Here is a 26,074-nt window from a genome sequence, read left to right as displayed (position 1 = left end):
TGTTTGGTTGCGCATGCCAAAGAGCGCTCAAGCCTAAGTCGGTTCGTTCAACCCGAGCTATGGAAAAATCCATAGCTCGGATTTTTGTTTAAGCATATCATCGCCGAAGCTCAATTCGTGGTGCTCTTTTTGCATACACAACACCTCAGTTAAGATCAATCACGATCAATCGCGGTTTACAATGAGGTCAACCATGCAACGACGGCATATCGTTTGGATGTTCGGGCTGGGTCTAGGATTTGTCGGTTTAAGCCAACTCTGGCAGCGCCGTTTCAAACGCGGCAAAACAACCCAACGCCCACAAGCAGGTAGCGGCTCGCTCTATCGCCGCCGTTATTGGGTCGATTTTGCAGCACCCAAGCAAACACCAGAAAGCTTGGTCAAACATATCAAGGCCAATCTGCCCGATTTCAGCCCTGGCTTATTTGCCGATTTTCGTAAAGCCACTGGTGATGAGCGTGTAATGCAGGTTGGCGATGAATATGATATTGCCATTTTGGGGCCGTGGAATGGCACGGTGCGCGTGCGCGAAAGCCAACCGTTGAGCTTTAGTTTTAGCACCCTCGAAGGCCACCCAGAAGCGGGCCAGATTCACTTTGAGCTTAAACCACACCCTGAGCAAGCCCAAACTTGGCGCTTTGAAATTGGCTCCGAGGCCCGCTCGCGCGATGGCTTGGTCGAAATGGCCTATACAATCGGCAAGGCAGTGCAAACCCAAGTTTGGCGCACCTTTTGCGAACGCGTGGTTGAATATGCCCAAGCAGAGCAGCTTGGCGAAATTCAAACCAGCACCATTGAACAAACAACTGAGGGCGAGGTAGTGATCCATGACTGAAACACCTTTATGGCAACAATATCGCCAACAAATTGAAGCGTATCGCGATGCGCAACTGAATTTCGATTTGCAGCGCGTCCACGAATATACCAAGGAAAATGGCTGGAATGTTGATGATTATGAAGCTGAATTGCCGCCAGAACAGCCAGGCGAACCGCAAGCGCATGGCTCGTGGCAGGCAGCCTGCGCGGTGCTGCGCGAATATCGCTTTCCGCCACCAGATCTAATCACCGGCATTTTTATTCCCGATCAGCCGCTAGAGCAGCGAATTATGTTGCTGCGCGGCACATTTTTGGGCTTTACCTTCTATTTTGGGGTTAAAATTGGCGGCGTGATCGACGAAACTCGCCAGACCGACCATGGTACTGAGCGAGTTTGGGGCTACAACTATCAAACTTTGCAAGGCCATTTCGAGCGCGGCCAAATTGATTTCAGCATTGTTAAAATGGTCGAAACTGGCCAAGTGCTCTTCCGAATCCATGCCTTCTCGCAAACTGGGCGCATTAGCAACCCGATCTATTGGATTGGCTTTAAACTTTTTGGGCGGCATTTGCAGTTGCGTTTTGCCCGTGATGCGATGAAGCGTATGCAAACCTTGGTTCAGGAAGCCTTAGCTGGTGTGCCAAGCCAAGCCAGCGAGCAAACGCCCATCCAAAGCACCGCCAACAATCCCGAGGCTGCCGAACAATTGGCCGAGGTCGTCGAAAAACAATGATCAGCAAATTAGGCTTCATTCATACTGCCGCCGTCCACGTGGCAACCTTTGATCAATTAATTGCTGAAATCGCACCAAGCTGTGCGGTTGCGCACGTGGTTGTGCCAGCCTTGCTTGAACAAGCACGCCACGAAGGCTTAAACTCAGCCATTGCTCAGCAACTCGTACAAATTATTGGCGATTTGCAAGCCCAAGGCATGCAGCAAATTCTGTGCACATGCTCGACCCTTGGAGGCCTCGCCGAGACGCTCAACCCTAAGGTTGTGCGGGTTGATCGCGCGATGGCCCAGCAGGCAATTGAGCTTGGCTCACGCATAGCCGTGGTTGCAGCACTAGAAAGTACACTTGAGCCAACCACGCAACTCTTACACAGCCTTGCTCAGGCTCAAGCCAAGCCAATTCAGATCGAAACCTACCTTTGTGCCGCTGCGTGGCAGGCCTTTTTAGCCAACGATCAAGCCAGTTATTTGCAGCAAATTGCCAGCCAGCTTGCGCAGATTCAGGCCGCCGATGTGATTGTTTTAGCCCAAGCATCAATGGCCGCTGCCATAAAATTATGTCAACAAAAAATCCCTATTTTGAGCAGCCCACGCAGCGCGATTGAAAGCCTGTTTGCAGCCAACGATCGAGCGTAGTTAAAAAATGGTATTGATACGCTGGTTATCAAAGCACCACCAAATCGCTATTTAAGCTTCATTGACAGCTGGTTAAAATGTAACTATACTTGTTTCATATTCACAATGAGGCAAAAAACCATGAGTGCAAGCAGTCGATTCGCTGTAGCGGTGCATATTTTGGCACTGCTTGAAACCAATGCCAATCAAGCTCTTTCCTCAAGCTCAATTGCAGCCAGCGTCAATACCAACCCAGTGGTTATTCGACGAATTTTGGGCCGATTGAACAAAGCGGGCTTAGTTCACACCGAATATGGTGCCGACGGTGGCACGCGTTTGGCGCGCTCTGCTCACGAAATTACCCTCAACGATATTTATCGTGCCACCGAAAATTGCCGTATTTTACCGTTGCATGCCAGCTCGCCCAACCAAGATTGTCGCTGTGGGCGCACGATTCAGCCAGTGCTTAGCACGATTTTTAGCAATGCCGAAGCAGCGATGCAACAAGTGCTGGCCAATAAAAGCCTCGCCGAAGTTGTGCGCGAGATGCAGGCCCAAGCCAAGCCACAAGTAGGTCAATCTTCGGTCTAAGCACTCTAGCGTTGCATCAATCTACTCAACACTTGCTGATTGTAAAAATCGAGCTGCTGTTGAGCTAGATCAAATGGTTGATACAAACTATTGACTACGGGGGCAAGACAAGCTAAGCAGCGCGTGATTTAAAGGCCAATGGGTATGCAGATGAAATCAAGGTCTGCTTGCAAATGCAAGCCCACAGCGGGTCATCAGGAGATTAAGCACCGAATCCTCTGCCCCAAGGTAGAGCACAATAATGTTCTTACACTGAAAAAAATGTGGATCAGCAATCCAGTCAGTTTGACCAGTATCAGCAGTGGGAGGGATCATTTTAGCTGCAGCAGTCGCATCATCAATACTTGCATAGGTGTGAATATGGAGCCATCCTGTGCCTAGGCTATATGCCGCCCCTGGAGCAGTGTTCAACCATTGCACGCTACTGTTACCCGAAAGCTGGGGATTAAACCCATCACGCCGAAAATCTTCAAGCACTTCTTCAGCTGTCACCTGATTATTTGATGTCACTGGATTAATCGTTGCTATATCCATATTAGAAACGGTTGATCCGCAGGAGCATAAGACTACCACGATCATGCATTTGAGTAGATGTTTCATCGATGTCTCTCTATATTTCTTTCAGATACGATTAACAAACCGGAACATGATAGACGATCATTATAGTTAATACCCCATATTATTCTATGGATATGCGCTTGGGCTTTGTTGCCGCATGCTTTAATTGGTTGTTGCAGCCGACCTATGGCCCATTATCGTTGCTTGATTGTGTGCTTTGAACGAGCAACAATGGTTATCGAGAAGCCCAATCTGTTAACGCTCGTGACAATCCTTGTCGTGAGCTAAACCTACATGCTATGATGCAGCACGAAGAGAAACTAGCGGTAGGAATCCAACATATGGCAGAAACACGTCGCTGGCCATGGGGCCTTGTTTGGACAGCCCTGATTATTTTTCTGGCCGCCCTCGACCAAACGGTGGTGATCACCGTCTTACCAAATGTGGTCAGCACCTTGGGTTTGAGCGTTGATCAAGCGCTTGAGCAGGGCATTTGGGTTATTACTGGCTATCTGCTTGGCTACACGGTTGCCATGCCCTTGCTTGGCCGCATCGCCGATGCCTACGGCCATCGCCGCTTGTTTTTGGCAGCTTTAGGGGTTTTTGTGGTTGGCTCAATTGGCTGTGCCTTGGCCAATAGCGTTTGGGCATTGGTTGCTTGGCGCATCGTTCAGGCCATTGGTGGAGGCGCGGTCTTGCCAATTGGGCTTGCAATCGCCATGGATGAAGTTAAGCCAATTCATCATGCTACTGCCTTGGGCATTATGGGCGCTGCTGGTGAAGCTGGCGGGGTGCTTGGCCCAGCCTACGGCGGCCTAATCTCGCAAATTCAACTCTTGGATGTTGATGGTTGGCGCTGGGTTTTCTGGCTGAATGTACCCTTGGGGGCAGTATTGGCATGGGCGATTATCCGGACGTTGCCAAATCGGCTAGGCAACCACGGGGCTGTCGATTATGTTGGCGGCGGCTTGATCGCAATCAGTTTAACTGCGTTGACGGTGGCACTTTCACGCTCGCTTGGCAGCCTCGCCGTCGAGCCAAGCGCCGAAAGCGGCAATCTCGACCAATATGCAGTCGAGTGGACATCGCCGCTCACAATTGGGCTGTTGCTATTAACGGTGGTTAGTTTTATTGGCTTTATTTGGTGGGAACGGCGCACCAAAACGCCATTAATTGAACTAAGCGCCTTTCGCACTCCAGCGTTTAGCGCTGCCAATATCACCAATTTGCTGGTTGGCATGGCCTTGATCGTCGGCATGGTCAATGTGCCGTTTTTTGTTGGCACTGTGCTCTCAGGCGATGCCCTCAGCGGCGGCTTAACCCTTATGCGCTTGACGATTATGATTCCAATTGGCGCTGTTTTGGGTGGGATGTTGATGCGCCGGATCAGCGCGCGCTTGGTGGCCAGCCTTGGCATGATCATCACGGCAGTCGGCTTTTGCTTGCTTGGTTTTTGGAACCTTGAAACCAACCAATGGATGTTGACGCTCTATCTGCTGCTTACCGGAACTGGCTTTGGTTTGGTGTTACCAGCGTTAAGCGCCGCTGCGATTGGCAACGTTGCCCGCGAATCTATGGGCACGGCAGCTGGTTTGCTCAATGCGTTGCGCATGGTCGGCATTACCTTGGGCGTTTCAGCCTTAGCATCGTGGAGTTTATCCTATCGCAACAGCCTGAACAGTCGCTTGGTATTAACCCTCGAAGATTTAGAGAATGGCAAGGCGCTAGCAGCATTCACCCAAAATGAGATGACGGTCTATCACAGCACTTTTTTTGCTGCTGCCGTCATTTGCTTATTGGCTTTGATTCCAATTTGGTGGCTGCCCCGCGAACGCAGCGAAGGCGATACGCCAATTTTTGCCTAAAAAAAGTAGCCCCGCTCCACATTGTGTGAAGCGGGGCCAATTGAGAGGTTAGTAGGCATTCTCATTGCCGCGAATCGCATCGTAGGCAGTGCGAATAATAATTTTAATATCGAACATGGGCGACCAATTTTCGATATAATACAAATCGTAGCGCGTCCGCTCCTCGATTGAGGTATCGCCACGTAGTCCATTGACTTGTGCCCAACCAGTAATGCCAGCCTTCTCACGATGACGATGCATATAGCGTGGAATTTGTTCGCTAAATTGGGCCACATAGCGCGGTTGCTCAGGCCGTGGCCCAACCACACTCATATCACCCAACAACACGTTGATAAATTGTGGCAATTCATCGATTGAGAAGCGGCGCAAGAAGGTGCCCAACCGCGTCCGCCGATCATCATTTGGCGTTGTCCAGCTGCCCATTTTTTCAGCATCAGTTCGCATCGAACGAAATTTGATCATCTTAAATGGCCGACCATCGCGGCCAACCCGCTCTTGAATAAAAAACGCTGGGCCTGGCGAATCAATTTTGATCAAAATGCCAATTAACAGCAACAACGGCGAAAGCATAATCAAGGCCATCGCCGAAACCGCCACATCAAGCAAGCGCTTGATCGTGCGGTTCAATTGGCGATCAAGCGGCACAGCTCGCAAGGTAATCAGCGGCAAACCACTCAATTCGCCAACCGAAACTTCATTATTGGTGATCAATTGAAAGGCATCGGGATAAATTTTAATCGCGACACTTTCATCATCGATTTGCGAAACTAAAGCAAAAATATCGTTATACGATGCCCCACTAACCGCAATAATCACTTCATCGATCGCACAAGTGCGCACTGCTAAGCCAAGTTTAGCGCGTTTGCCCAAGACTGGCACATCATCAAGCACTTGCTGGCCAGTTGGCGTGTCGTTGGAGAGGAAGCCAATAATTTGGTAGCCCAAGGTTGGCACTTTGCTCATCTGGCGATAGACCAATTGACCAATTTCGCCAGCGCCAACAATTAAAACCCGCCGCGTATCATAGCCGCGCAAGCGCAACTGGCCAATGCCCTGATGATAGAGCAAGCGCAAGATCGTGGTCAGAATAATCGCCAAAATCCAGCCATAGACCAAGGTTTGGGTGGTGATATTAAGCAATGGGAACAGGGTATTGAGCGCGATAAACATCACCGTGCCAATCGCAATTGCCCGAAAAATATGGTAGCCTTCGTCGATGCGTGAGCCACCACGCTGCATGCGATAGAGTCCGTTGGCCGTAAACAGTGTGCCAAACAAGGCATTCAGCACCGCCAACGTCAGCAGCACTTGACCAGCACTTGGCGGCTGAAATTCGCGCACAATCGCATCGAGATTAAGGTAGTAGGCTAAGAAAAAACCACCGTTCACGCCAATAATATCGCAGCTAATCAGCAGCAATAGCACAACGTAGCGATAGCGGCGCGTAACGACGGTTGTTTGATTAAGCATTCTTGTTGTTGCCATGCATTGCTCGCCGAGAGGCCAACGGACGCAATCGATTGCGCACTAACGCTTGCCATTCTTTTAATCTAATGCCGAGATAAATCAACCAATTGAGCGGTGCAAGTGTCGTCGCCTCATAATGCTTGCGATGAAAAATCCGCATCGCATCATAAAATGCCCGAATCGATGGCACTGCGCGGCGCGTGCTCGAAACCCGTTTATAGTGCAAAATGGTTACCCGTGGGTCGTACCAGACTTGCCAGCCATAGCTCTTGGTGCGATAACACCAATCGAGATCTTCGCCATACATAAAAAAGGCTTCATCGAGTAAGCCCACATCGCGCAAGACTTCAGTGCGCAACAACATTGCCGCGCCGACAATCGAATCGACTTCGGTTGTCACATCAGGATCGAGATAGGTCATATTGTAGCGACCAAAGCGCGGCGAGCGTGGGAAAAGCATCGATAAGCCCGTCATGCGGTAGAGCGCAACCTCTGCAGACGGAAACGAACGCCGACACGCAAGGTCGAGCGAGCCATCGGCTAGCACCAATTTTGGCCCGACAATTCCCGCTTTTGGTCGTTCAACCAAGGCCGCAACCAAGCCAGAAATACCATTGCTTGGCACAACTGTATCGGGGTTGAGCACCAAAACCGCCTCAGGCGTTGGGGTTTCGGCCAAAATCTGGCGCAAGGCGAGATTGTTACCCGCAGAAAAACCAATATTTTCTGGCGATGCAATGAGGCGCACCCAAGCAAACTGCTCACGCACCATCGCCACACTGGAATCGGCTGATGCATTATCAACCACCCAGACATCAAGCCGACCATCCCAATCTTGCTCTGCCAATGAAGCTAAACAGGGTTTCAAGACATCGCCCGAATTGAAATTAAGAATCACAACAGCAATATGTTTCATAGCGTGCCAATTATACTGCATAATATCAAGCGCAATTGTATCGCTTGCGTAACAATCAGCGTTGGTATAATGGGCAAGCACTCAGCATCCCAAGCGATGCGCCATGCAACGTTCTAGCGAAAGGATTGTGCTGTGACGACTCAAGCGTTCCCAATCGAATCGATCAATGCCTGCCCTATCTGTCAGCACCCCGAGGCGCAGTTTGTGGCCCATTACCCAGAGCCGCATCTTGAAATAGGCGTAACGCTCAATCAATGCCTTGGCTGCTCGGTGGTCTACCAGAATCCACGCCTGAGCTTAGCCGGCATTCATATGCTCGAAGATCAAAGCGATGTCTATGAGTACGATGCTGAGCAACAAGCCCAAGCCGTGGACGACCGCGATGAGATCATTGCCTGGCTTGAAACAATGACCGACCTCAAGCCGCGTTCGATTCTCGATGTTGGCTGTAATCGCGGCTATTTGTTGGCGGCAGCAGCCCGCCGCGGCTGGCGACCAAGCGGGGTGGAATTATCGCTGGTTTCAGCGGCAGCGGCCCGCGAACGCTTTGGCTTTCCAATTTATCCCAATCTCGAAGCCTTGCCAGAAGGGCAATTGTATGATCTGATTACCTGTTGGCATGTGGTCGAACATCTACATCAGCCAGTCCAGATGCTGCAACAACTCTACGATTTGCTCACGCCTGATGGCGTTTTGGCGATTCAAGTTCCCGCCTACAGCTTTGCCGATGAATATCTGCGCCGCGGCCATGGCTTGCATATTTTTTGTGCCTCGCATCCTGTTCACTATACTGCTGCAACCTTAACTATGGTCTTGGAAAAAGCTGGCTTTGAAGTGTTGTATAGCGATGAATCAGCAGAGTATTTGTTTCTGACGATCTATGCAGCCAAACCCTCGCGCAATGCCCATCACCGCCATAATGCCGAGTTGCAAGCCCAGCTTGAACAAACCAGCCAAAAGCTTGCTTGGTTCGAGGCTGATCATGCTGAGATTGCCAAACAACTTCAAAGCATGAATCAATATATTCGCCGCCTCGAAGCCACACTTGAAGTTAAAAATCAATATCTCGAACACCTTGAGCAACGCCTCAACGCGGTTAATAATGGCCGAGCCATGCGCATGCTCAATAAACTTAAGCGTTCATAACTTGAAGCTTAAGCCATTTGCGCTACAATGAGCATAGCTCAGTTTTGAGCCAGCATAGGAGTTCCGCGATGATTGATAAAAAGACCCAAGCCACCGAAGCCAAACGGATCTTGGCCCTGAATCCGCGTGAGCTTTCACTGGAGATAGCTCGCTTGGCAGCCCAAACCGGCCTACCACAAACCAAAATTCTCGAATTGCTCCGCCGACAGGCCGCCGAGGGCGAACAAAAACGCTAAACTAAACAAACGATCTGATGTGCTCGGTTTATCCCTACACATCAGATCGTTTGCTTATGAATTAAAGCGACCATACTTTTGGGCCAAGGCAGCTTGTTGCTGAAAATAGCGCTGTTCTGCTTGGTGCAGATTTGGCTTTGTGCGCTGCAGTTCCCATGCTATTAGGATGAAAACAACTCCCATCGAAACGAAGGACATTCCGTTTAACAGGGCGCTTGAATAGTTCCAAGCAAGCCAAATGCCCAAGCGCAATACCCCAAACCCAATTAATAAAGTAAACCAATTGTTCAGCTCAAAGCGGATTGTATACACGCCATCGTCATCGGGAAGCTCTGGATGATAGGTATAGTAAGGTTTGATATTCTGATAGCGCAACCGCTCATTGAGCCAACGCTGCTCTAATTGCACCAATTCCGTCAGGTAGGCTTGCTCAGCTTTTGGTGCATCAACAATGATCCGTTGGATGCGTGCGTGATAGTGTTTATCGCGCTTAGGCTCAGCATAATGTAATTCTTGCAGCGCATAGATTTGTTGTTCGGCAGCAGTCCATTGGCTGGATTGCTGGTTGGTTGGCGAAGAGATGCGTTGTTTGGGTGTTAATGGCTGCGATTTGCTTGGCCGATTCAGTGCTTTAGCTAAGGCTGCTCGCTGTTTAAGATAGCGGCGTTCAGCCAAGCGCAGACGAATGCCCGCTCGCAATCCGAATAGCAGCACAACACAAAAGCCACCAATCACAAAGCTTCCCAGCAAAAAGCGAAGATCAAGTTGGTTAATTGCCTCGCGCAAGGACATTGCCCCAAACATCAGCAACATCCAGAGTAATGCGCCCATCATTGGAATGCTGAGAAGCTTAATCCGTGGATCAGCACTATATTCGCTAACATAGGTAACCCGTTCTTGCTCCCATTGCTGATCAAGCGCAGCTAAGGGATCAAGCGTTCCTGGATTGTGCTCGAAACGAGCAGCATGGTCGGTTATTGGATCAATTGGAGTTGATTGCGCCATCGATTAATCCTCATTTCAAGCAAGCGCACAATATCCAATTATTTAGCGCCCATAATCGTGGCTCAGCTGTTGGCGTTGGGCAAAATAGCGTTGCTCTGAGGCAACGAGCGCAATTGCCCGTTTGCGGATTGAAAACGAGCCAAGCAGCATTGCCAAGCCAAAAATAGCACCCAGCAGCGCATAGAGTGCTTGTGCAGCGATAGTTAGCAGCATAACCCCAAAACCCATTAATCCCAGTCCCAGCCCAAAGATAAACCAAGCTCCAAAGACACTCGGGGCTTGCTGGGTTTCCAGCTGATTAACAAAATGCAACGAGCCAAAACGCTCTTTAAGCCAGCGCTCTTCTAATTGGGCTAATTCGCTGAGATAGCGCTGATCGGCTGCTGGAGCATGGGCAATAAAGCGTTGCAACGTCGCATAATAGGCTTGATCGCGGCAGCCTGAATCGTAGTATTCAGCCTGCAGCTCATGAAAACGGCTTTCAGCTTCCGAACGGCTCTTTTTTGGCCAAGCATAGCGTAAGCGCTTGCCTGAAAGCAGCAATTCTGCACTTGGGCTGGGGTCGCCATAGTGTTTAACCAGCAACGCGCGTTTTTGCAAATAGCGGCGTTCGCCAAGTACCGCTTTGATAGCATTTGGCAGCGCCAAAAGAAACATGAGGCTACAGCCAATACAAAAGATTGCTGGCGCATACAGAATCCAACCAGCCAAGCTGCTTGCTTCACGCCACAACATAAACCCAACCCCAAAAAATGATAAGGAGAAGGTGATGATAATTAATGGCCCTGCGGCGGAAATTGGGCTGGTACTATCCACGATACCAACATACGTTGCGCGTTCTTTGCGCCATGCTTGGTCGAGTTGAGTTACAGGGTCTGCATTGGGATCTGGTTCTAGCGATTGTTCAATTTCACGTTGGGTTTTATATGCTTCTCCAAGGATGGCAGAAAATTCATTTAATGTTGCCATTGGAGATTCCTTAATATTCAGATAGATTTTATTTTTAGCTATTTAATCACGAAAAACCTTCCTGCTAGAGTATACGCCACGCTAACAGGAAGGTTACGCCAGATTAATGATCGACATTTCGTAATATTTAAAATGGAGCTTGATCGCGAAAGCGGCCATGGAGTTGCTTGCGCCGCTCAGCATACCTATCTTCTAAATCGCGATATGCTTTGATGCGTTGATTTGAATGCAAGGTTGTGATGGCAATGATCGTTGGAATTATAAGCACTCCCAGCACATTAACCCAATTGCCGGTTGCGATCCCATTCACAATCCCAGCGGCAGCAAAGAAGAAACAGACCCCTAAAACAAACCATAGATTCGCCGGACGATTGGCGCGTTGTTGGCGACGACCATTTTCAAAGCGCACATACTTAAGCCGTTCTTGCACCCATTCCGATTCGATGGCAGCGAGTGCCTTGAGATACGGGCGCTCATGCTCAGGTGCATGGGCAATAATGCTCAAGACCGAACGCCGATATTGTTCCTGATCATTAATACTATGATAGTGATATTGCAATTGGCGAATTTGCGTTTCCGCAGAGGTTGTTACTGATGTATGGATCAGCGGTTTTTCAATCACTGGGGCTGGCGGAACAGCGTCTGGTTTGATGCCTAATTGGCTAATTAATGCAGCGCGTTGGGCTAAATAGCGTTCTTTCGCTTTTGCAAAGCGCAATTGGTTACGGATAGCAAAGCCAGACATGACCACAAACAACATAAAAAACAGGCTAAAACAATACAGCAGCGGCATCTGCGATCGAAAGCCAATAACCATTGTCACGATCATCGCAACCACAAACCCACTCGAGATTACTATCAAGACCATTGGATTTTGTTGCACAGGTATGCCATTGCGTGATGTTTGCATCCCGGTATATTTGACACTTTCTTTTGCCCATTGTTGATCGAGGTATGTTAAGGCATCGGCATTAGGATCAGGCTCCAAGGCCTCCATTGCAGCTGCATAATCGCGTTTCGCAAGATCAATAAACTGGCTAATTGAAGGCCGACGGCTACTATTAATATCCCATTCCTCGTCCATACAAAACCCCTTTATGCGTTAATCGTTTAATCAGCAATCAAATACTATGCTTGGCAAGCTGTACGGTATACCATACAAGAATGTTACATGATCACAGCGCTTCAGCCTAAAACGAAAATTCCCTCGCCCATTGCACGAACGAGGGTTTGGGGTGAGCGTAGCTTATTTAGGCCTGCATCCATTCGCTGGGCACACGCACAGCCAACACCGTGCCAGTTGCACACAGCTGATCGCCTGCGCTCAATGTACAAGTTACCAAGGTTTTGCGTTCATTTTGCACATCGAAGCGGGCGCGTAAGGCAACGCTTGGGCCAAGCGGGGTTGGTTTATGGTAAGCAATTTCGAGCTTGCCGGTAACATACCAAATTGGCGTGGGGCTGCTGAGTGCAACCCCTGCCTGTTGAGCAGCCAAGGCCATGGCGCTGATAATTGAATGGCAATCGATCAATGCGCCGATAATCCCGCCATTGAGCACATGGGTTGGTGAGGCACAATGCCAAGCCTGCGGTTGCCAATGGCAAATAGCCTCAGCATCATCCCAATAGCTTTTGATCTGCAAGCCATGCGGATTATCTTTGCCACAACCCCAACAATGATTGCCCTGCAATTGATCTTGAAAGGCTGGTTGCGTCGTTGAAACCATCAGTGCTGCTCCTTGCAATGCAATTATTCGCTATAGCCGTGAGGATGTTGTTGATGCCAAGCCCAAGCACTTTCGATAATACTTTCGATGGTGGCATAGCGTGGTTCCCAGCCCAACTCATTGCGAATCGTATCCGATGAAGCAACCAAGGTCGCTGGGTCGCCAGCGCGGCGCGGCGCAACAACTGCCGGAATCTCGTGCCCAGTGACGGTGCGCACAGCTTGGATAACTTCTTTGACACTGAAACCACCGCCATTGCCCAAATTGTAGCGGCGGCTAGCACCACCATTGAGCAACGCTTGCAAGGTCAGAATATGCGCCGAAGCCAAATCGCTTACATGCACATAGTCGCGCACACACGAGCCATCAGGCGTTGGATAATCGTCGCCGAAGATTGCGATTGATTCGCGTTGGCCCAAGGCAACTTGCAAAATTAAGGGAATCAAGTGGGTTTCGGGGTCGTGATGCTCGCCAATCGTGGGTGTGCAGCCACAGGCGTTGAAGTAGCGCAAGGCTCCATAACGAATGCCATGGACACGTTCATACCAATAGAGCGCCCGTTCCATCCAGGCTTTCATCTCACCATACGGCGAGCCAGGCACGATCCGCTCGTTTTCGTCGATTGGCATTTTGGCAGGGTCGTCGAATAAATTGGCGGTTGAAGAAAGAATAAACGCTTTTACGCCATGCTCTGCGGCCACGGTCAACAAGTTAATCCCAGCCACAACGCTATCGCGCAGATAATATTCAGGGTGCTGCATCGACTCGCCGACCAAGGTATGCGAAGCAAAGTTTAAAATGCCATCAAAGGGGCCATGCGCTTCAAAGGCAGCGCGAATTTCGGCAATATTATTGAGATCGCCTAAGACAAAGGTCGCAGCAGCAGGAACCGCTTGGCGATGGCCTTGGCGCAAATTATCAAAGATTACAACATCGTAGCCAGCATCAAGCAATGCGGCACTGGTTACGCTGCCAATATAGCCAGCGCCACCGGAGACCAAAATACGCATACAAACTCCTTTTTACACGGCAAGAGCGTCGTGTAGCGTCGAATTCGCTGGCTATTGTAGCCGAATCAGCTTAATTGTGGGTGAGAAGTTGAATAAAGGATGAAGGATGAGGGATGAAGGATGAACAATACTCTTTGGCCTAGCCGAGTGCTTGTTCATGGGGTATACTAGGCCTAACAGCCAAACCATACGAATCAAATAAACTCTTGCCTTCAGCATTGCTTCCATTCATGCAGAGTTTTTTGGAGGAGCGATCAATGCATGTAGGAAGAAAAATCATTGCTGGTGGCCTGCTCGTTGCTAGCCTCGTCGGACTTGGCCAACTTCAAGCGCCCACTGTTCATGCCCAAACGCCCACGCCAACTCCAACCGACCCCGGCTACACCACGACCAATATTGGCTCGCTTGGTGGCCACGATGGCTACGCCTCCGATATTAACGATTTTGGGCGGGTTAGTGGCTACGCTGAGAACGAATCATCAGATTATCACGCTTTTATGTGGCGGCGCGGCACCAAGACCGAAATTTGGCCAGTTAATACGAGTGAAAACGATCGAAGCTATGGGTATGGCATTAATGATACTGGCTATGTCGTTGGAAAAAGTGGTACCTCCTCACAGTATCAAGCCTTTTTTTGGAACGGCGACGACATGCTTGGGCTTGGTACGCTTGGTGGTACGAATAGCAGCGCCAGCGATATTAGTAATGGCGAACGGATCATCGGCACAAGTGATACGGCGAATGGTGAAAGCCATGCCTTTATGTGGTATCGCGGCACCATGACTGATCTGGGCACACTCGGCGGCCCAAGCAGTGCTGCCAACGAAATTAACGATCATAAAGTCATTGTCGGCACGAGCACCAATGCCAATGGCCAAAAACGCGCCGTGATTTGGAAAAATGGCCACATTATCGACCTGAATGTGGCAGCACCCAATAGTTATGGCTATGGGATTAATAATCATGAGCAAATCGTTGGCACCATGGTCTTGACCGATGGAATTCCACGGGCTTTTCTGTGGGACGATGGCGTAACCACCGATTTAAGTACCAGCCCTGATAGCTATACCTATGCCTATGATATTAACGATGCGGGAATTATCGTGGGTTCTACCTATGATTCGGAAGCTAGGAAGGCCACCGTTTGGCACAATGGCACGGTTCTGTATCTGTGGCCAGGTGAAGATGGTTGGGCTGATTACGACACAGAGGCAGTTGCGATTAATGACTCAAATCAAATTGTTGGCTATCAGGAGTATGACGATGGTTGGTTTTTCTTTACCGATGCAATGCTCTGGAAACTGACTGAATAACGCTTCGCTTGAGGCTAACAACGCTCCTGCTTCAATTCACACTCCAGGAGCGTTGTTTCGGGGTATAATGGCAGCATACGAACCTCAAAGCCATAGGTTTTGTTGATGAAAACCGACCTGAGCCTACAATGGACACCAACTAATATTCAAACATTGCTGCAAAACCCGCAGCGGCTGCTTCAGCATGCTCAGTGGCAAACAGCAATTCAACACTTTGGTGGCTTAAGTGGCTTTTATCAATATCTGCAAAACTTACGCTTAAGTGAGCGTCAATTAAATCTTTTAACGGTCATTACAGCTTATCCAAAAGCCAGCGTTATCGAATACTGCGAGCGCTTGCATATTCATGCCGCAACCTTCCATCGCCATCAACGCGACCTCTGGCAAACCCTCAGCATGCAACTAATCAGTGAGGTGCCGCTTAACTACGTTCAGCACCATCAAGCTAGCAGTTCGAGCCAACCAAAACGGAGCCGCCTGCCGTATCCGCTCACACAATTAATTGGACGTTCCCAAGAAATCGCATTTATCCATAATGTATTGCAGCAATCGGTTCGGCTCATTACCCTAACCGGAATCGGCGGCATCGGCAAAACCCGCTTGGCAATTCAGTTAGCCCATGAATTAGAGGCTGAAGCAAACCAAAAGGTTTATTTTTGCTCATTTGTTGACATTCGTGAACCTGCGGCAGCTTTGTCCTTTTTAGCTCGTCATTTGGGGCTAAACTATAATCCACAAACTGATGAATTGATTGAATTATTAGCTGAATATTTTTCTGAACAGCCAAGTATCCTTATTCTAGATAACCTTGAGCATATTTTAAGTATTGCATCGCTGCTTAGTCGATTATTGCGACAAACATCAAACTTGAAAATTATTACGACCAGTCGAATTCGATTAAATCTTTATGGTGAACACATCCTACCGATTCAAAGCCTCAGTGTTGCTGATCCGCAAACCCAATTAGCCATAAGCGATATTGATAATTTTGATAGTTTAAGGTTGTTTGTTAGTAGAGCACAAGCAATTAATCCTTTTTTCCAAATTAACCAGCATAATCTTAGCCTAATTCAGGCTATTTGCCATAAACTTGATGGCATTCCGTTGGCACTTGAATTTGCTGCTGGCCATTGCAATCAATTAACTATCGATCAAATTATGCTTGGATTAAATAAACGCTTTGAATTATTAACTAATAGTACCAATGATGCAGAAGATCGCCATCAAACCTTATATACAGCTTTAGAATGGAGTTATCAGCTGCTTGAATCAGAAACTAAATATATCTTCAATCATTTAGGAATTTTTCAAGCTCCATGGAATTTTGAATTGACCTATGCGCTCTTTCCACAATTGAGCCATGCGTCTATCAATCAGCAACTGCATCTGTTGCTTGAGCATCAATTTATAAAAAGAATAGTGGTTAATGGCACAGCAACCTATATGATGCTGGAAACGATTCGTGATTACGCCCAGCAACAACTAGATAATGTGCAGAATTTAACAACAATCCAACAATCATTAATTAACTATTTGCATCACTATCTTCAAGCAAATCCCTATACTGATTCGAATAAAGACCAATGGGTTGAACAAATTCAGTTTTATTATCCACATATTTTGCAAACATTAGGTTGGTTAGATCAATCAGTTTACGACAACCGCTTAGCTGAAATAGTGTATGCAATTATCCCATACTTGCTTAAAAAAAGTTATTATAAAGACGGTTTAGATTGGTGCAAAAAGGTTATTGATTCTAATCATCAGCATAATATGATTTATGCAAAAATACTTTATTATTTTACTGTATTTCATGGAAACTATTGGAATTCTCTTATTGAAGATATGCATATTTTAGATAAATATTTAGAAACATCGATTAAAATAACAAAAAAATATCCGGATGAGATATTATTTCTTGCAGAATTATACAACCGTTCAGGGGTTATCCAACCATCTAATAATAAAGATACTGCACTTAATTATTGGAGGAAAAGTTTAGAAATTTACAAAAAATATTCAATGTACACTGATATTGGCAGGGTTTATAATAATATTGGTAATATTTTACGTATGGGGGATAGTTCCGAAAAAGCGCTTTATGTTTACCAAAAAGCTATTAATGCTTTTCGTTTAGCGAATGATACGCATAAGTTGTCAATTGCGTTAGGGAATTATGCAGCTTCGTTAAACGCAGTTAATCGAATTGATGAGGCAATCGAAGCGTTAAATGAGGCTTTAGCACATACAAAAACTAATAACGATCTGCAAGGAATGACACTCAATTTAATGTATTTGTTTGATGTTTTTTGGGTAACCAAGCAGGTTGATGCCGCCACAGCAGTTCTTGAACAGGCCAAAGCTAACCTTAAGATTCTGCGAAGTAGATACTTTGATCACTGGATCAATCGATCAGAACAACGGCTAGCGGAATTGCTCGAACTCTAAAAACCTTGGCTAGGTTGTCTCAAACGCCACAACTGGCCCTTGCACGCTCACCGCAACCCGTAAATTTGGTGCAAGATCAAGCCGTGGCCCAGTTCGCGCCGCCAGTTGCAACGCGCCAATTTGAAGGTCAAGCAGTTGGTGATGACCATAAAAGCGTTGGCCGAGAATCTGACCATTGCCCGTTGGATCGGGGACAAGCTGGAGAGCTTCAGGTCGAATCATCAAGGTCACAGGGCCATGCATTGGCTTGGTCAGCAACAATTGGCCCAATCCACACTCAACACTATTATCACGGGCGATGCCAACCAAAAAGTTGGCTTCACCCACAAATTGGGCTACTGCTTGGCTGGTTGGCCGCAAATAGAGTTCGTGTGGGCTGGCGCTTTGCATAACCTTGCCCCCAAGCATCACCGTCACTTGATCGGCCAAACTCAGGGCTTCTTCTTGATCGTGGGTCACAAATAGGGCAGTGGCCCCAACCTGGCGCAAAATCTGCTTGGTTGCACTCCGTACTTGGTCGCGCAAGCCTGCATCGAGATTGGAAAACGGCTCGTCAAGCAGCAAGAGTTGCGGATTGGGGGCAAGCGCACGGGCCAATGCGACTCGTTGTTGCTGACCACCAGAAAGCTCATGGGGCATGCGTTTGGCCAAGCCGGCCAAGCCAACCAATTCGAGCAATTCATCGATGCGCTGCTGGCGGGCCTGCCGCTCTAAGCCATAGCCAACATTTTGGCCAACAGTCAAATGCGGAAACAAGGCATATTCTTGAAAAACCATGCCAATCTGGCGTTGTTCGGTTGGCACATGGGTTTTGGCGCTGGCAATTTCGCGCTCGCCAAGCCAAATCTGGCCTTGATCGAGCGTTTCAAAGCCAGCAATTAAACGCAACAAGGTGGTTTTGCCACAGCCAGAGGGGCCAAGTAATGCCCCCAAACTGCCGCTTGGCAATTGAAAATCAATCTGATCCAGAACCTTGGTTGCATTGAAGGTTTTGCTCACGCCACGGCAATTAATTGCAAATTTGGTTGGTTCATGCATGGTTGTTATCTCAGGTCTTGCGTTCATTCGCCAGCAACAGGGCCAAGGAGCCACAGGCGGCCAACATCAATAATAAAGCAGGCAGCGCGGTTTGCGAAAAGCGCAGTTCGGTGGTGTTGTTCCAAATATCGGTTGCCAAGGTATGAAACCCAGTCGGGCCTAAAAGCAGGGTCGCTGGCAATTCTTTCAAGGTCGAAAGAAACACCAAGGCGGCTCCCGAAACAATGCCAGGCCGCAGCAACGGTAAGGTAATGCTGAGCACCACCCGCCACGGCGGTTGGCCCAACGAACGGCCAGCCTCCTCCAAACGCGGGTTGATTTGTAACAAACTGGTACGCAAACTACCGATAGCTTGCGGCAAAAAGCGCACAGCATAGGCCAAAATCAACAAGCCCAAGGTTTGGTAGGCCCAAGGCAGATAGTTAGCGCCCCAGAAAACCAAAGCTAATGCGACGACGATGCCAGGCAACGCATAGCCAACATAGGTTGCGCGTTCGATCAGGCTGGTTAGGCGGCTTGGATAACGCACGGCCAAAAAAACCACCGGAAACGCCAAAACAATCGTTGCGAGGGCAGCCAAACTCGCGGCCAGCAACGAATTGCCAAGATCAGCCAGTTGTAAGTTCCAAGCTTGGCCAGAGCGAATGCCGATAATCAGCCAAGCCACAATCGCCACGACGGGCAAAACCACCGCAAATAGCACCACAATCGCGCAAAAAATTAAGGCTGGCCAACGCCAAGGCCCAAGCGCAACAACTTTTGCTTGGCGACTAACGCCAGCAGACGAACGATAATAGCGCGCCCGACCGCGGCTGAGTGCCTCGGCAGCCAATAAGCCACAGGCTAAGCCAACCAGCAACAACGACAACACCGCCGCGCCAGTTCGATCAAACGAGGCTCGATATTGCAGATAAATCGCACGGGTAAACGAGCTATAGCGCAACAACGAAACTGCGCCAAAATCGCTCAAGGCATACAGCACGACCAACAAACTGCCAGCAGCAAGCGCTGGCCGCAACTGAGGCAGGGTAATTCGCCAAAAAATCTGGCCAGAACGTTGGCCAAGCGATCGCGCCGCTTCTTCCAGCGATGGGTCGAGCTTGCGCAAAGCAACCCGCACATTCAACACAATATAAGGATAGCCAAACAGAATTAACGCTCCGGCTGCACCCCAAAAGCCATAAACTTCGGGCAAGCGCTCAACACCCAACGGTGCCAACCATTGTTGCACCAAGCCGCGTGGCCCAAGCACGGCAATAATCGCCCAAGCTCCAATATACGAAGGAATCGCCATTGGCAGCATAATTAAGCTGAGCCAAATTCGTGCGCCAGGTAAATTGGTGCGGGTGGTCAGCCATGCCAAGGGCAAGCCGATCAGCAGCGAGCCAGCAGTGACCGTAATCGCCAGCAAAGCCGAGCCAGTAAAAACGCGCAAGGTGGCGGGGCGTTGTAATTGCGCCCATGCAGCATCACCAGCCTCGCTGGTGCGCAAAAGCAAATAGCCAAGCGGCAACACCATCATTAACGCAATGAGGCCAGCACTGATCGTCAAAACCAGTGCTGGCCAGCGGCGTGGCCGAGTTAATTGAAGCCGTTTAAAAAGCATAGTGCCAACAATCTTCCCAAGCGCACACCGAACATCAGCGCATTATTGAATTGCGCCAACATCTTGCAACAATTCCAAGGTACCTTGGAGATCTTTCAAGTTGCTCAGATCGATCTCGGGGGTGGTGATTTCGCTCAATGGCTTGATCGCTGGGTTGGTGGTGATGCCAGCAACCAAGGGATATTCATTGGTTTTTTCGGTAAAATAATTTTGGGCGGTTTCGCTCAGTAAGAAGCTTGCAAAGGCTTGAGCTGCTTCTGGGTTCTTGGCGGTTTGCAAAATGCCCACGCCAGCAACATTGACCAACGAGCCAATATCACCATTGCTGAAGTAGTGATTAGCAGCCTTAGCATCTGGTTGGTCTTTTTTCAAGGCAAACAGATAGTAGTGATTGACCAAGCCTGCATCAACTTCGCCATTAGCAACAGCTTTGACGATTGCTGAGTTTGATTCGTACACTTTGATTTCGTTGGCAATCAAGCCTTCGAGCCATTGTTTGGCAACATCTTCGCCTTGGCTAACGCGCAAGGCAGTGACGAATGCTTGCAATGAACCGTTGGTTGGAGCCCAAGCCAAGCGGCCTTTCCACTCTGGTTTGGTCAAATCGAGAATCGAAGCTGGCAAGTCGGTGCTGGTCAAGACATCGGTGTTATAGACCAAAACCCGAGCGCGGCCCGAAGCGCCAACCCATTTGCCTTCGCTTGAAGCAAAACGTGGATCAACCAAGCTCAGCAAGCTGCTATCGAGTTGAACAAAGCGATCGCTCAATGCGCCCAATGCGCCAGCATCTTGGCCAAAAAAGACATCGGCTGGGCTGTTTTCGCCTTCTTCGAGAATTTGGGCGGCCATTTCGGCGGTGTCGCCGTAGCGCACTTCAACCGCAATGCCCGTTTCTTTGGTAAACAGCTCCAACAACGGAGCGACTAAGCTTTCTGAACGACCTGAGTACACCACCAAGCTGCCGCCTGCTGGCTCAGTTGTGGTCGTGGTTGGGACGGTTGGCGAAACCTCAGCAACGGCGGTTATTTCGACGGTAGCGGTAGCCTCGGCTGCGCTAGCGGTGGTTGGGGTTGCTGCAGCGGTGGTTGGTGCTGCTGGTGCAGCCGTTGGGGTTGCTGCACCACCACAGGCTGCAATAACCATGCTCAAACAGAGCAACAGCATCAAAGAACGCACAAGTTTCACGAGCTACTCCTTAAGCCTGCTTGCTCGCCAATTGAGCAAGTTTTGGCAAGTATTAATCAAATGCTAAAAACTATTTTATCTGGAAAAACAGTTTTTATCAGCCGGAAGTATAGCCTGAGCAATCGGCCATGTCAAATAATTAATCGGAGATTTATTTTTTATTCTAGCGCTATAATAATTTAATTAATGTATTTCAATCAATTTTTGCTTGCTAATTTCATTTCATGTAGGTTCATAAAAGTTCATATTTACTAAATTATGCTTTGGGCATAATCAGCAAGAATCAGCTCAATTTCGGCCGAGAAGATTGCAGCAGCGGCAGCGTGTTTAAGTGGTTGCAAGCAGCTAAAATGGCGTATAATCAACAAATACCTAATGCAGCAGAATGGAGCGCCCATGCACTATGATGCCGATGTGGTCATTGTTGGAGCAGGTTTGGCCGGACTAGTCGCCGCCGCCGAGTTGGCCGATGCCGGCAAAAAGGTCATCTTGGTCGATCAAGAGTCGGAGCAGAATCTTGGTGGTCAAGCATTTTGGTCGTTTGGTGGGTTATTTTTAGTCGATTCCCCAGAACAACGTCGCCTCAAAATCAAAGATTCCTATGAACTCGCTTTGCAAGATTGGCTTGGAACTGCGGCGTTTGATCGGCCAGAGGATTATTGGCCGCGCAAATGGGCCGAAGCTTATTTGGCTTTTGCTGCTGGCGAAAAACGCCAATGGCTCTATGATCAGGGCATGCGCTTTTTTCCGGTGGTTGGCTGGGCTGAGCGCGGCGGCTATGGCGCAATTGGCCATGGCAATTCTGTGCCGCGCTTTCACATCACATGGGGAACTGGCCCGGGCGTAGTTGCGCCATTTGAGCGCCGCGTGCGCGCAGCAGCCCAAAAAGGGCTGATTACGCTCAAATTTCGCCATCGCGTTAATCAATTATTGCTCAATGGCGGGGCTGTTGCTGGCATCGAGGGCGATATTTTGGAGCCAAGCAGCCTAGCGCGCGGCGTGCCAAGCTCACGCAAGGTCGTTGGTAGCTTCACATTGCAGGCGCAAGCGGTGATTGTGACCTCTGGTGGCATCGGCGCAAACCACGATTTAGTGCGCAAAAATTGGCCTGAACGGCTTGGCCAAGCGCCAAAAACCATGGTTGCAGGGGTTCCCGATTATGTTGATGGCCGAATGTTGGCAATTACTGAAGCTGCTGGCGGCACAATTATCAACCCCGACCGCATGTGGCACTACACCGAAGGCTTGCAAAATTGGAAGCCAATTTGGACGAACCATGGCATTCGAATTTTGCCTGGGCCATCGTCGTTGTGGTTCGATGCGCTTGGCCAGCGCTTGCCAGTGCCGCTGTTTCCTGGCTTCGATAGCCTTGGCACGCTCAAACATCTGATGCACACTGGCTACGATTATAGTTGGTTTATTCTGACCCAGAAAATTATCGAAAAAGAATTTGCGCTCTCTGGCTCGGAGCAAAATCCCGATTTGACCAACAAAAGTGTGCGCCAAGTGTTAGGGCGGGTTCTGCCCGGGGCAACCCCGCCAGTTGAGGCCTTCAAGCGTCATGGAGCCGATTTTGTTGTGCGCGATAATTTGACCGATTTGATCAAAGGCATGAATGCGCTCACCCCAGAGCCATTGCTTGATCCCGCCTCGATTGAACGCGAAATTCAGGCCCGCGACCGCGAAATGAGCAATCCATTTACCAAAGATATGCAAATTACCGCTTTGCGTGGAGCACGCAACTACCTTGGTGATAAATTGATTCGGGTTGCCAAACCGCATCAAATTCTTGATCGCAGCGCAGGGCCATTGATTGCAGTGCGCCTGAATATCCTGACCCGCAAAACGTTGGGAGGCCTGCAAACCGATCTTTCGGCGCGGGTGATTGGCCAAGATGGTCAGCCGATTAGTGGCTTGTATGCTGCGGGCGAGGTGGCGGGCTTTGGTGGCGGTGGCATGCACGGCTATCGTTCGCTCGAAGGCACCTTCCTTGGCGGCTGTATTTTTTCTGGCCGCACCGCTGGCCGCGCAGCAGCCGAAGCTTTGGCCTAAACCTATTGGGCGGCGGTAACCATAAGAGTTGCCGCCGCCCAATAGGTTAAACATCAACCTGAAACACTTGCTCAAGTGGCTTAGCAAAAAGCAGCGCAATCCGAAAAGCCAATTCAAGCGAAGGATAATATTTGCCTTGTTCGAGCGCAATCACGGTTTGGCGGGTGATGCCAACATGATCGGCCAGCGCCTGCTGAGTCATTTCGTCTGCTTCAAAGCGCAGTTGGCGAATCCGATTGTGAATCAAGAGTTTATCCATGAGCGAGTTTCCGATACCCCACCACAATGCTGGCATAATAGACGCAATTGGCCAGCACAAAACTAGCAAATAGCCAATGGACAGCGGTTAAAGCCTGAGTTACAGGTATGCGAAATTCAGCCAAATTGCTTGGCTCGCCACCAGCGCTCACACCCCACGCCATCACAGAAATCATCGCGAATAAACACCACGTCAGCACCGCGCATGCCAGCACAAAGCCTGCATATTTTGCTGCGCGCAACTCAATCATGCGATCAAGTTCATCGATTGGTGGCGTAACGCCACGCTCACGAATCAATTTGCTGCTGATAGCATTGATCACGTGAAAGGCTGTCAAAATTATCACTAAGGCGATGACCGCCACCACCAAGATGCCAAACGCTAACGGCTGACGCAATACAATCACCAGGTATGGGGTAAAAACCACGCCAATTGCCAGCAAACTTGCCCAAGCACTTTTTTCGTGAAAGCTCATCACTACATCCTTAATTAAATAGTTCTTTTGTAATGTATACGTTACATGATGTAATTTATAGTATACTCTATGTAATGTCAAGCATACATTATCAAACGCTATAATGTGAGGATGAGGATCAAGTGTTAAGCACAAGGAGCAGCAACGACGGGGCTTAATGTGGCAACAATGAGCACGGCGAGCAGCAATGGCGAACTAATTGCGAGTTATGATCGTTCAGTGAAAATTATGTCAATTTCAAGCCCACTAGCCCGCGAATGGGCTTATAGCATCAATTTCGATACCTATGTCAGCATCGATTTGGATGCTCAGGGCTGGATCACCAATATTGATCTGCTAACCAAGCCGCGCTTAACTGATCAGCTTACAATCCCCGATTCAGCTACGCCTGGAGCAGTGCAATGGGTGATTCCACCAGCAGCAGAGTGCTTTGTGGCAACGCCAATTATGGTTGAGACCAACCGAACCCGCCGCATTATTCGCATAACGTTTGGACCAATCCTCGATGGTAGCGCACAAACTCAAGCAATCAAGACCTCTGAACCGGTCTATCTCCAAATACAGCAGGCGCAACTTAGGGCAATTTTGGTAGATTTTGATCAACAAGGCTTATGGGATTAAGCTTGATCGTTACCATGTTTCTGGCACTGCCAAGCATAGCCCAACAGCCAAACAAGGCCGAAAAAACGGTTCGAGCGGCAGTTTTTGGGCAAGGCAGCGTTGCAATTGCGCAGCACAAAGCTGGGCGATCGCTTGCGGCGAAGCTGGCCACCCAGCTAGTGGCGCAATAATCTCGTAATCGGGGTACTGGACACATTCGCTGAAGCGGCCCTCATTGGTTGGCGGGCCACCAAAACCATGGGGACAGCCATACAGCGCCCGATTGGTTGGCGTAACATGACACCACCACGAAAGCGCATAGGTTGCAATGCCCAATTCAGCACAGCTTTGAATTAGGCTCGCAGCCAGATCGCGCATCACGATCAGCTCGTGCAACCCTGTGCTTGCAGGCGTAGCTGGCGCTAAAAGCTCGCGCAGGGTCGGTTGAATTGGCGCAGCGTTGATGTCAAGTGCTGCATAGTACTGTTGTGGGAACCATTCTCCATCCATGGGAAACCTCACTTAATTACTAGAATTCGACTATAGAAGGAGTAGCAAGGCTATGGATCGGGCCAAAGCAGGATTGGCATGAGCGGCATTGTGGGTATACCATGCTTAATCATTTTACGCGCAGAGGATGTATGTGTACCAGTTTTGCAATTAACCAGGCCCAAGCCTTGGTGGCGATGAATTTTGATATTGGGCCGCGCCCAATCGCCTTGAGCATGCCCAATCCAGCCCAATTATTGATTGTACAATCGGAGCAGGGCCAATGGTTGCCAGCAATTGGCCTCACCAGCGCTGGCCACTTTATGAACTTGCAAATGCTGCCTGCCACAGCTGCCGGAGCCTATCGGCGCAGCAACAATGTCATTCATATTATGAAAATTTTTGAGCAATTTCTGGCCGGAGCAATTGATTTTGCTGCGCTACAAAACCAACAGATTGTCAATGTGCCGAATCATAGCGTGCATAGTTTGCTGCGCGATGAGCATGGCCAAATTGGCATTTTAGAGCCAGGCCAAACCGGGCTAGTCCAACACGAGCAGAGCCTGATTCAGACCAATTTTTCGTTGCATAGCACGCCAGTAGCCAGCTTGAGCCAACAACCAAGCGCCGATCGCTACCTAAACTGTCAGCACTTATTGGATCAACAGCAGCCAGACGTTGATCAAGCCTTTGCTATTTTGGCTGCAACCCAACAAACCGCAGGCGATTTTCCAACCCAACTGAGCCTAGTCTTTGAACCACAGCAACACACTGTTTGGTTTGCCCAACCAAGCCAATTCAGCCAGCGCTGGCGCTTTACGTTTGGCAATCAACAGCTGGTCGTTGGCGAGCAGGCCTATCAATTGAGCAAAAAACGCCTGTTGCTTAGTAGTCTCAGCAACGAATTTCATTAGCGCAAACCTGAACAAAAATGAATAATTGTTACCAAGACTTG

26 protein-coding genes are annotated in these 26,074 nt (G+C 49.1%); 12 read left to right on the top strand and 14 right to left on the bottom strand.

Features of this window, described 5'->3' with window-relative positions; translation table 11 throughout:
* Positions 1-193: 193 nt before the first annotated feature.
* The 4 genes from ACFMKP_RS09060 (at position 194) to ACFMKP_RS09045 (ending at position 2,755) form a co-directional block, all read left to right on the top strand.
* Positions 194-835: a DUF1990 family protein gene (locus ACFMKP_RS09060; protein ID WP_382291103.1), complete on the top strand. Its 642-nt coding sequence runs from the start codon at positions 194-196 to the stop codon at positions 833-835.
* Positions 828-1,550: a DUF1990 domain-containing protein gene (locus ACFMKP_RS09055; protein ID WP_382291101.1), complete on the top strand. Its 723-nt coding sequence runs from the start codon at positions 828-830 to the stop codon at positions 1,548-1,550. Before ACFMKP_RS09060 ends, ACFMKP_RS09055 begins: the two co-directional genes overlap by 8 nt.
* Positions 1,547-2,185 carry an arylsulfatase gene (locus ACFMKP_RS09050; protein WP_382291099.1) on the top strand — a complete coding sequence of 213 codons (639 nt, stop codon included), beginning with the start codon at positions 1,547-1,549 and terminating at the stop codon, positions 2,183-2,185. Before ACFMKP_RS09055 ends, ACFMKP_RS09050 begins: the two co-directional genes overlap by 4 nt.
* 120 nt (positions 2,186-2,305) lie before the next feature.
* A complete protein-coding gene (locus tag ACFMKP_RS09045; RefSeq protein WP_382291097.1) occupies positions 2,306-2,755 on the top strand; it encodes an Rrf2 family transcriptional regulator in 450 nt (149 codons plus the stop codon).
* Between the two features lie 156 nt (positions 2,756-2,911).
* Here ACFMKP_RS09045 and ACFMKP_RS09040 read toward each other — a convergent pair whose 3' ends face one another.
* Positions 2,912-3,355: a hypothetical protein gene (locus ACFMKP_RS09040; RefSeq protein ID WP_382291096.1), complete on the bottom strand. Its 444-nt coding sequence runs from the start codon at positions 3,353-3,355 to the stop codon at positions 2,912-2,914.
* Positions 3,356-3,654: 299 nt separating this feature from the next.
* Here ACFMKP_RS09040 and ACFMKP_RS09035 point away from each other — a divergent pair, with 299 nt between their 5' ends.
* Positions 3,655-5,178: an MFS transporter gene (locus ACFMKP_RS09035; RefSeq protein WP_382291094.1), complete on the top strand. Its 1,524-nt coding sequence runs from the start codon at positions 3,655-3,657 to the stop codon at positions 5,176-5,178.
* Between the two features lie 48 nt (positions 5,179-5,226).
* On the opposite strand, the gene ACFMKP_RS09030 is transcribed toward ACFMKP_RS09035, so the two are convergent.
* Positions 5,227-6,663 carry an undecaprenyl-phosphate glucose phosphotransferase gene (locus tag ACFMKP_RS09030; protein WP_382291092.1) on the bottom strand — a complete coding sequence of 479 codons (1,437 nt, stop codon included), beginning with the start codon at positions 6,661-6,663 and terminating at the stop codon, positions 5,227-5,229.
* Complete coding sequence (locus ACFMKP_RS09025; RefSeq protein ID WP_382291090.1) at positions 6,641-7,561, bottom strand: glycosyltransferase family 2 protein; 921 nt, start codon at positions 7,559-7,561, stop codon at positions 6,641-6,643. Before ACFMKP_RS09025 ends, ACFMKP_RS09030 begins: the two co-directional genes overlap by 23 nt.
* A 132-nt stretch (positions 7,562-7,693) precedes the next feature.
* Between ACFMKP_RS09025 and ACFMKP_RS09020 the strand changes: the two genes are divergently transcribed.
* Together ACFMKP_RS09020 and ACFMKP_RS09015 are read left to right on the top strand one after the other, a co-directional pair.
* On the top strand, positions 7,694-8,707 hold the full coding sequence (locus ACFMKP_RS09020; RefSeq protein ID WP_382291088.1) for a methyltransferase domain-containing protein: 1,014 nt from the start codon (positions 7,694-7,696) through the stop codon (positions 8,705-8,707).
* 68 nt (positions 8,708-8,775) lie between these two features.
* Entirely contained in the window at positions 8,776-8,943 is a 168-nt protein-coding gene (locus ACFMKP_RS09015; RefSeq protein ID WP_164689274.1) for a hypothetical protein, read from the top strand.
* Positions 8,944-8,997: 54 nt separating this feature from the next.
* Here ACFMKP_RS09015 and ACFMKP_RS09010 read toward each other — a convergent pair whose 3' ends face one another.
* The 5 genes from ACFMKP_RS09010 to galE form a co-directional block, all read right to left on the bottom strand.
* A complete protein-coding gene (locus tag ACFMKP_RS09010) occupies positions 8,998-9,948 on the bottom strand; it encodes a hypothetical protein (RefSeq protein WP_382291086.1) in 951 nt (316 codons plus the stop codon).
* 42 nt (positions 9,949-9,990) lie between these two features.
* Positions 9,991-10,917, bottom strand: a complete 927-nt coding sequence (locus ACFMKP_RS09005; protein ID WP_382291084.1) for a hypothetical protein — start codon at positions 10,915-10,917, stop codon at positions 9,991-9,993.
* Between the two features lie 127 nt (positions 10,918-11,044).
* Positions 11,045-12,001: a hypothetical protein gene (locus tag ACFMKP_RS09000; protein WP_382291082.1), complete on the bottom strand. Its 957-nt coding sequence runs from the start codon at positions 11,999-12,001 to the stop codon at positions 11,045-11,047.
* Between the two features lie 166 nt (positions 12,002-12,167).
* The gene (locus ACFMKP_RS08995; protein WP_382291080.1) at positions 12,168-12,644 is read right to left on the bottom strand and encodes a PaaI family thioesterase; all 477 of its coding nucleotides are present in this window, start codon (positions 12,642-12,644) and stop codon (positions 12,168-12,170) included.
* Positions 12,645-12,667: 23 nt separating this feature from the next.
* Positions 12,668-13,654 carry a UDP-glucose 4-epimerase GalE gene (galE, locus tag ACFMKP_RS08990; protein ID WP_382291078.1) on the bottom strand — a complete coding sequence of 329 codons (987 nt, stop codon included), beginning with the start codon at positions 13,652-13,654 and terminating at the stop codon, positions 12,668-12,670.
* A 257-nt stretch (positions 13,655-13,911) separates the two neighbouring features.
* Here galE and ACFMKP_RS08985 point away from each other — a divergent pair, with 257 nt between their 5' ends.
* Both ACFMKP_RS08985 and ACFMKP_RS08980 read left to right on the top strand, forming a co-directional pair.
* Positions 13,912-14,967: an HAF repeat-containing protein gene (locus ACFMKP_RS08985; protein WP_382291076.1), complete on the top strand. Its 1,056-nt coding sequence runs from the start codon at positions 13,912-13,914 to the stop codon at positions 14,965-14,967.
* Positions 14,968-15,072: 105 nt separating this feature from the next.
* Positions 15,073-17,415: a tetratricopeptide repeat protein gene (locus ACFMKP_RS08980; protein WP_382291074.1), complete on the top strand. Its 2,343-nt coding sequence runs from the start codon at positions 15,073-15,075 to the stop codon at positions 17,413-17,415.
* Positions 17,416-17,424: 9 nt separating this feature from the next.
* On the opposite strand, the gene ACFMKP_RS08975 is transcribed toward ACFMKP_RS08980, so the two are convergent.
* The 3 genes from ACFMKP_RS08975 to ACFMKP_RS08965 are packed head-to-tail and all read right to left on the bottom strand — an operon-like array spanning position 17,425 to position 21,244.
* The gene (locus ACFMKP_RS08975) at positions 17,425-18,453 is read right to left on the bottom strand and encodes an ABC transporter ATP-binding protein (protein WP_382291072.1); all 1,029 of its coding nucleotides are present in this window, start codon (positions 18,451-18,453) and stop codon (positions 17,425-17,427) included.
* Positions 18,454-18,463: 10 nt separating this feature from the next.
* The gene (locus ACFMKP_RS08970) at positions 18,464-20,059 is read right to left on the bottom strand and encodes an ABC transporter permease (protein WP_382291070.1); all 1,596 of its coding nucleotides are present in this window, start codon (positions 20,057-20,059) and stop codon (positions 18,464-18,466) included.
* Positions 20,060-20,101: 42 nt separating this feature from the next.
* Positions 20,102-21,244: an iron ABC transporter substrate-binding protein gene (locus tag ACFMKP_RS08965; protein ID WP_382291068.1), complete on the bottom strand. Its 1,143-nt coding sequence runs from the start codon at positions 21,242-21,244 to the stop codon at positions 20,102-20,104.
* Between the two features lie 396 nt (positions 21,245-21,640).
* On the opposite strand from ACFMKP_RS08965, the gene ACFMKP_RS08960 reads away from it, so the two are divergent.
* Positions 21,641-23,296, top strand: a complete 1,656-nt coding sequence (locus ACFMKP_RS08960) for an FAD-binding dehydrogenase (protein WP_382291067.1) — start codon at positions 21,641-21,643, stop codon at positions 23,294-23,296.
* Positions 23,297-23,342: 46 nt separating this feature from the next.
* On the opposite strand, the gene ACFMKP_RS08955 is transcribed toward ACFMKP_RS08960, so the two are convergent.
* Together ACFMKP_RS08955 and ACFMKP_RS08950 are read right to left on the bottom strand one after the other, a co-directional pair.
* Positions 23,343-23,555: a helix-turn-helix transcriptional regulator gene (locus ACFMKP_RS08955; protein WP_239583890.1), complete on the bottom strand. Its 213-nt coding sequence runs from the start codon at positions 23,553-23,555 to the stop codon at positions 23,343-23,345.
* Positions 23,548-24,030 (bottom strand): hypothetical protein, encoded by a 483-nt coding sequence (locus ACFMKP_RS08950; protein ID WP_382291065.1) that lies wholly within the window; start codon positions 24,028-24,030, stop codon positions 23,548-23,550. Before ACFMKP_RS08950 ends, ACFMKP_RS08955 begins: the two co-directional genes overlap by 8 nt.
* A 159-nt stretch (positions 24,031-24,189) precedes the next feature.
* On the opposite strand from ACFMKP_RS08950, the gene ACFMKP_RS08945 reads away from it, so the two are divergent.
* Positions 24,190-24,651, top strand: coding sequence for a hypothetical protein (locus ACFMKP_RS08945; protein WP_382291063.1), 462 nt, complete (start codon positions 24,190-24,192; stop codon positions 24,649-24,651).
* Positions 24,652-24,660: 9 nt separating this feature from the next.
* Here the strand turns inward: ACFMKP_RS08945 and ACFMKP_RS08940 are convergent, their stop codons facing one another.
* Complete coding sequence (locus ACFMKP_RS08940) at positions 24,661-25,140, bottom strand: hypothetical protein (RefSeq protein ID WP_382291061.1); 480 nt, start codon at positions 25,138-25,140, stop codon at positions 24,661-24,663.
* 131 nt (positions 25,141-25,271) lie between these two features.
* Between ACFMKP_RS08940 and ACFMKP_RS08935 the strand changes: the two genes are divergently transcribed.
* Complete coding sequence (locus tag ACFMKP_RS08935; RefSeq protein ID WP_382291059.1) at positions 25,272-26,033, top strand: hypothetical protein; 762 nt, start codon at positions 25,272-25,274, stop codon at positions 26,031-26,033.
* The last annotated feature ends 41 nt before the right edge of the window (positions 26,034-26,074 follow it).

Origin of the sequence: Herpetosiphon sp. NSE202 (genome assembly GCF_042688385.1) — a bacterium.
GTDB lineage: Bacteria > Chloroflexota > Chloroflexia > Chloroflexales > Herpetosiphonaceae > Herpetosiphon.
Note: the sequence above shows the minus strand (reverse complement) of the source record. Positions and strands in the feature narration are given on the sequence as shown.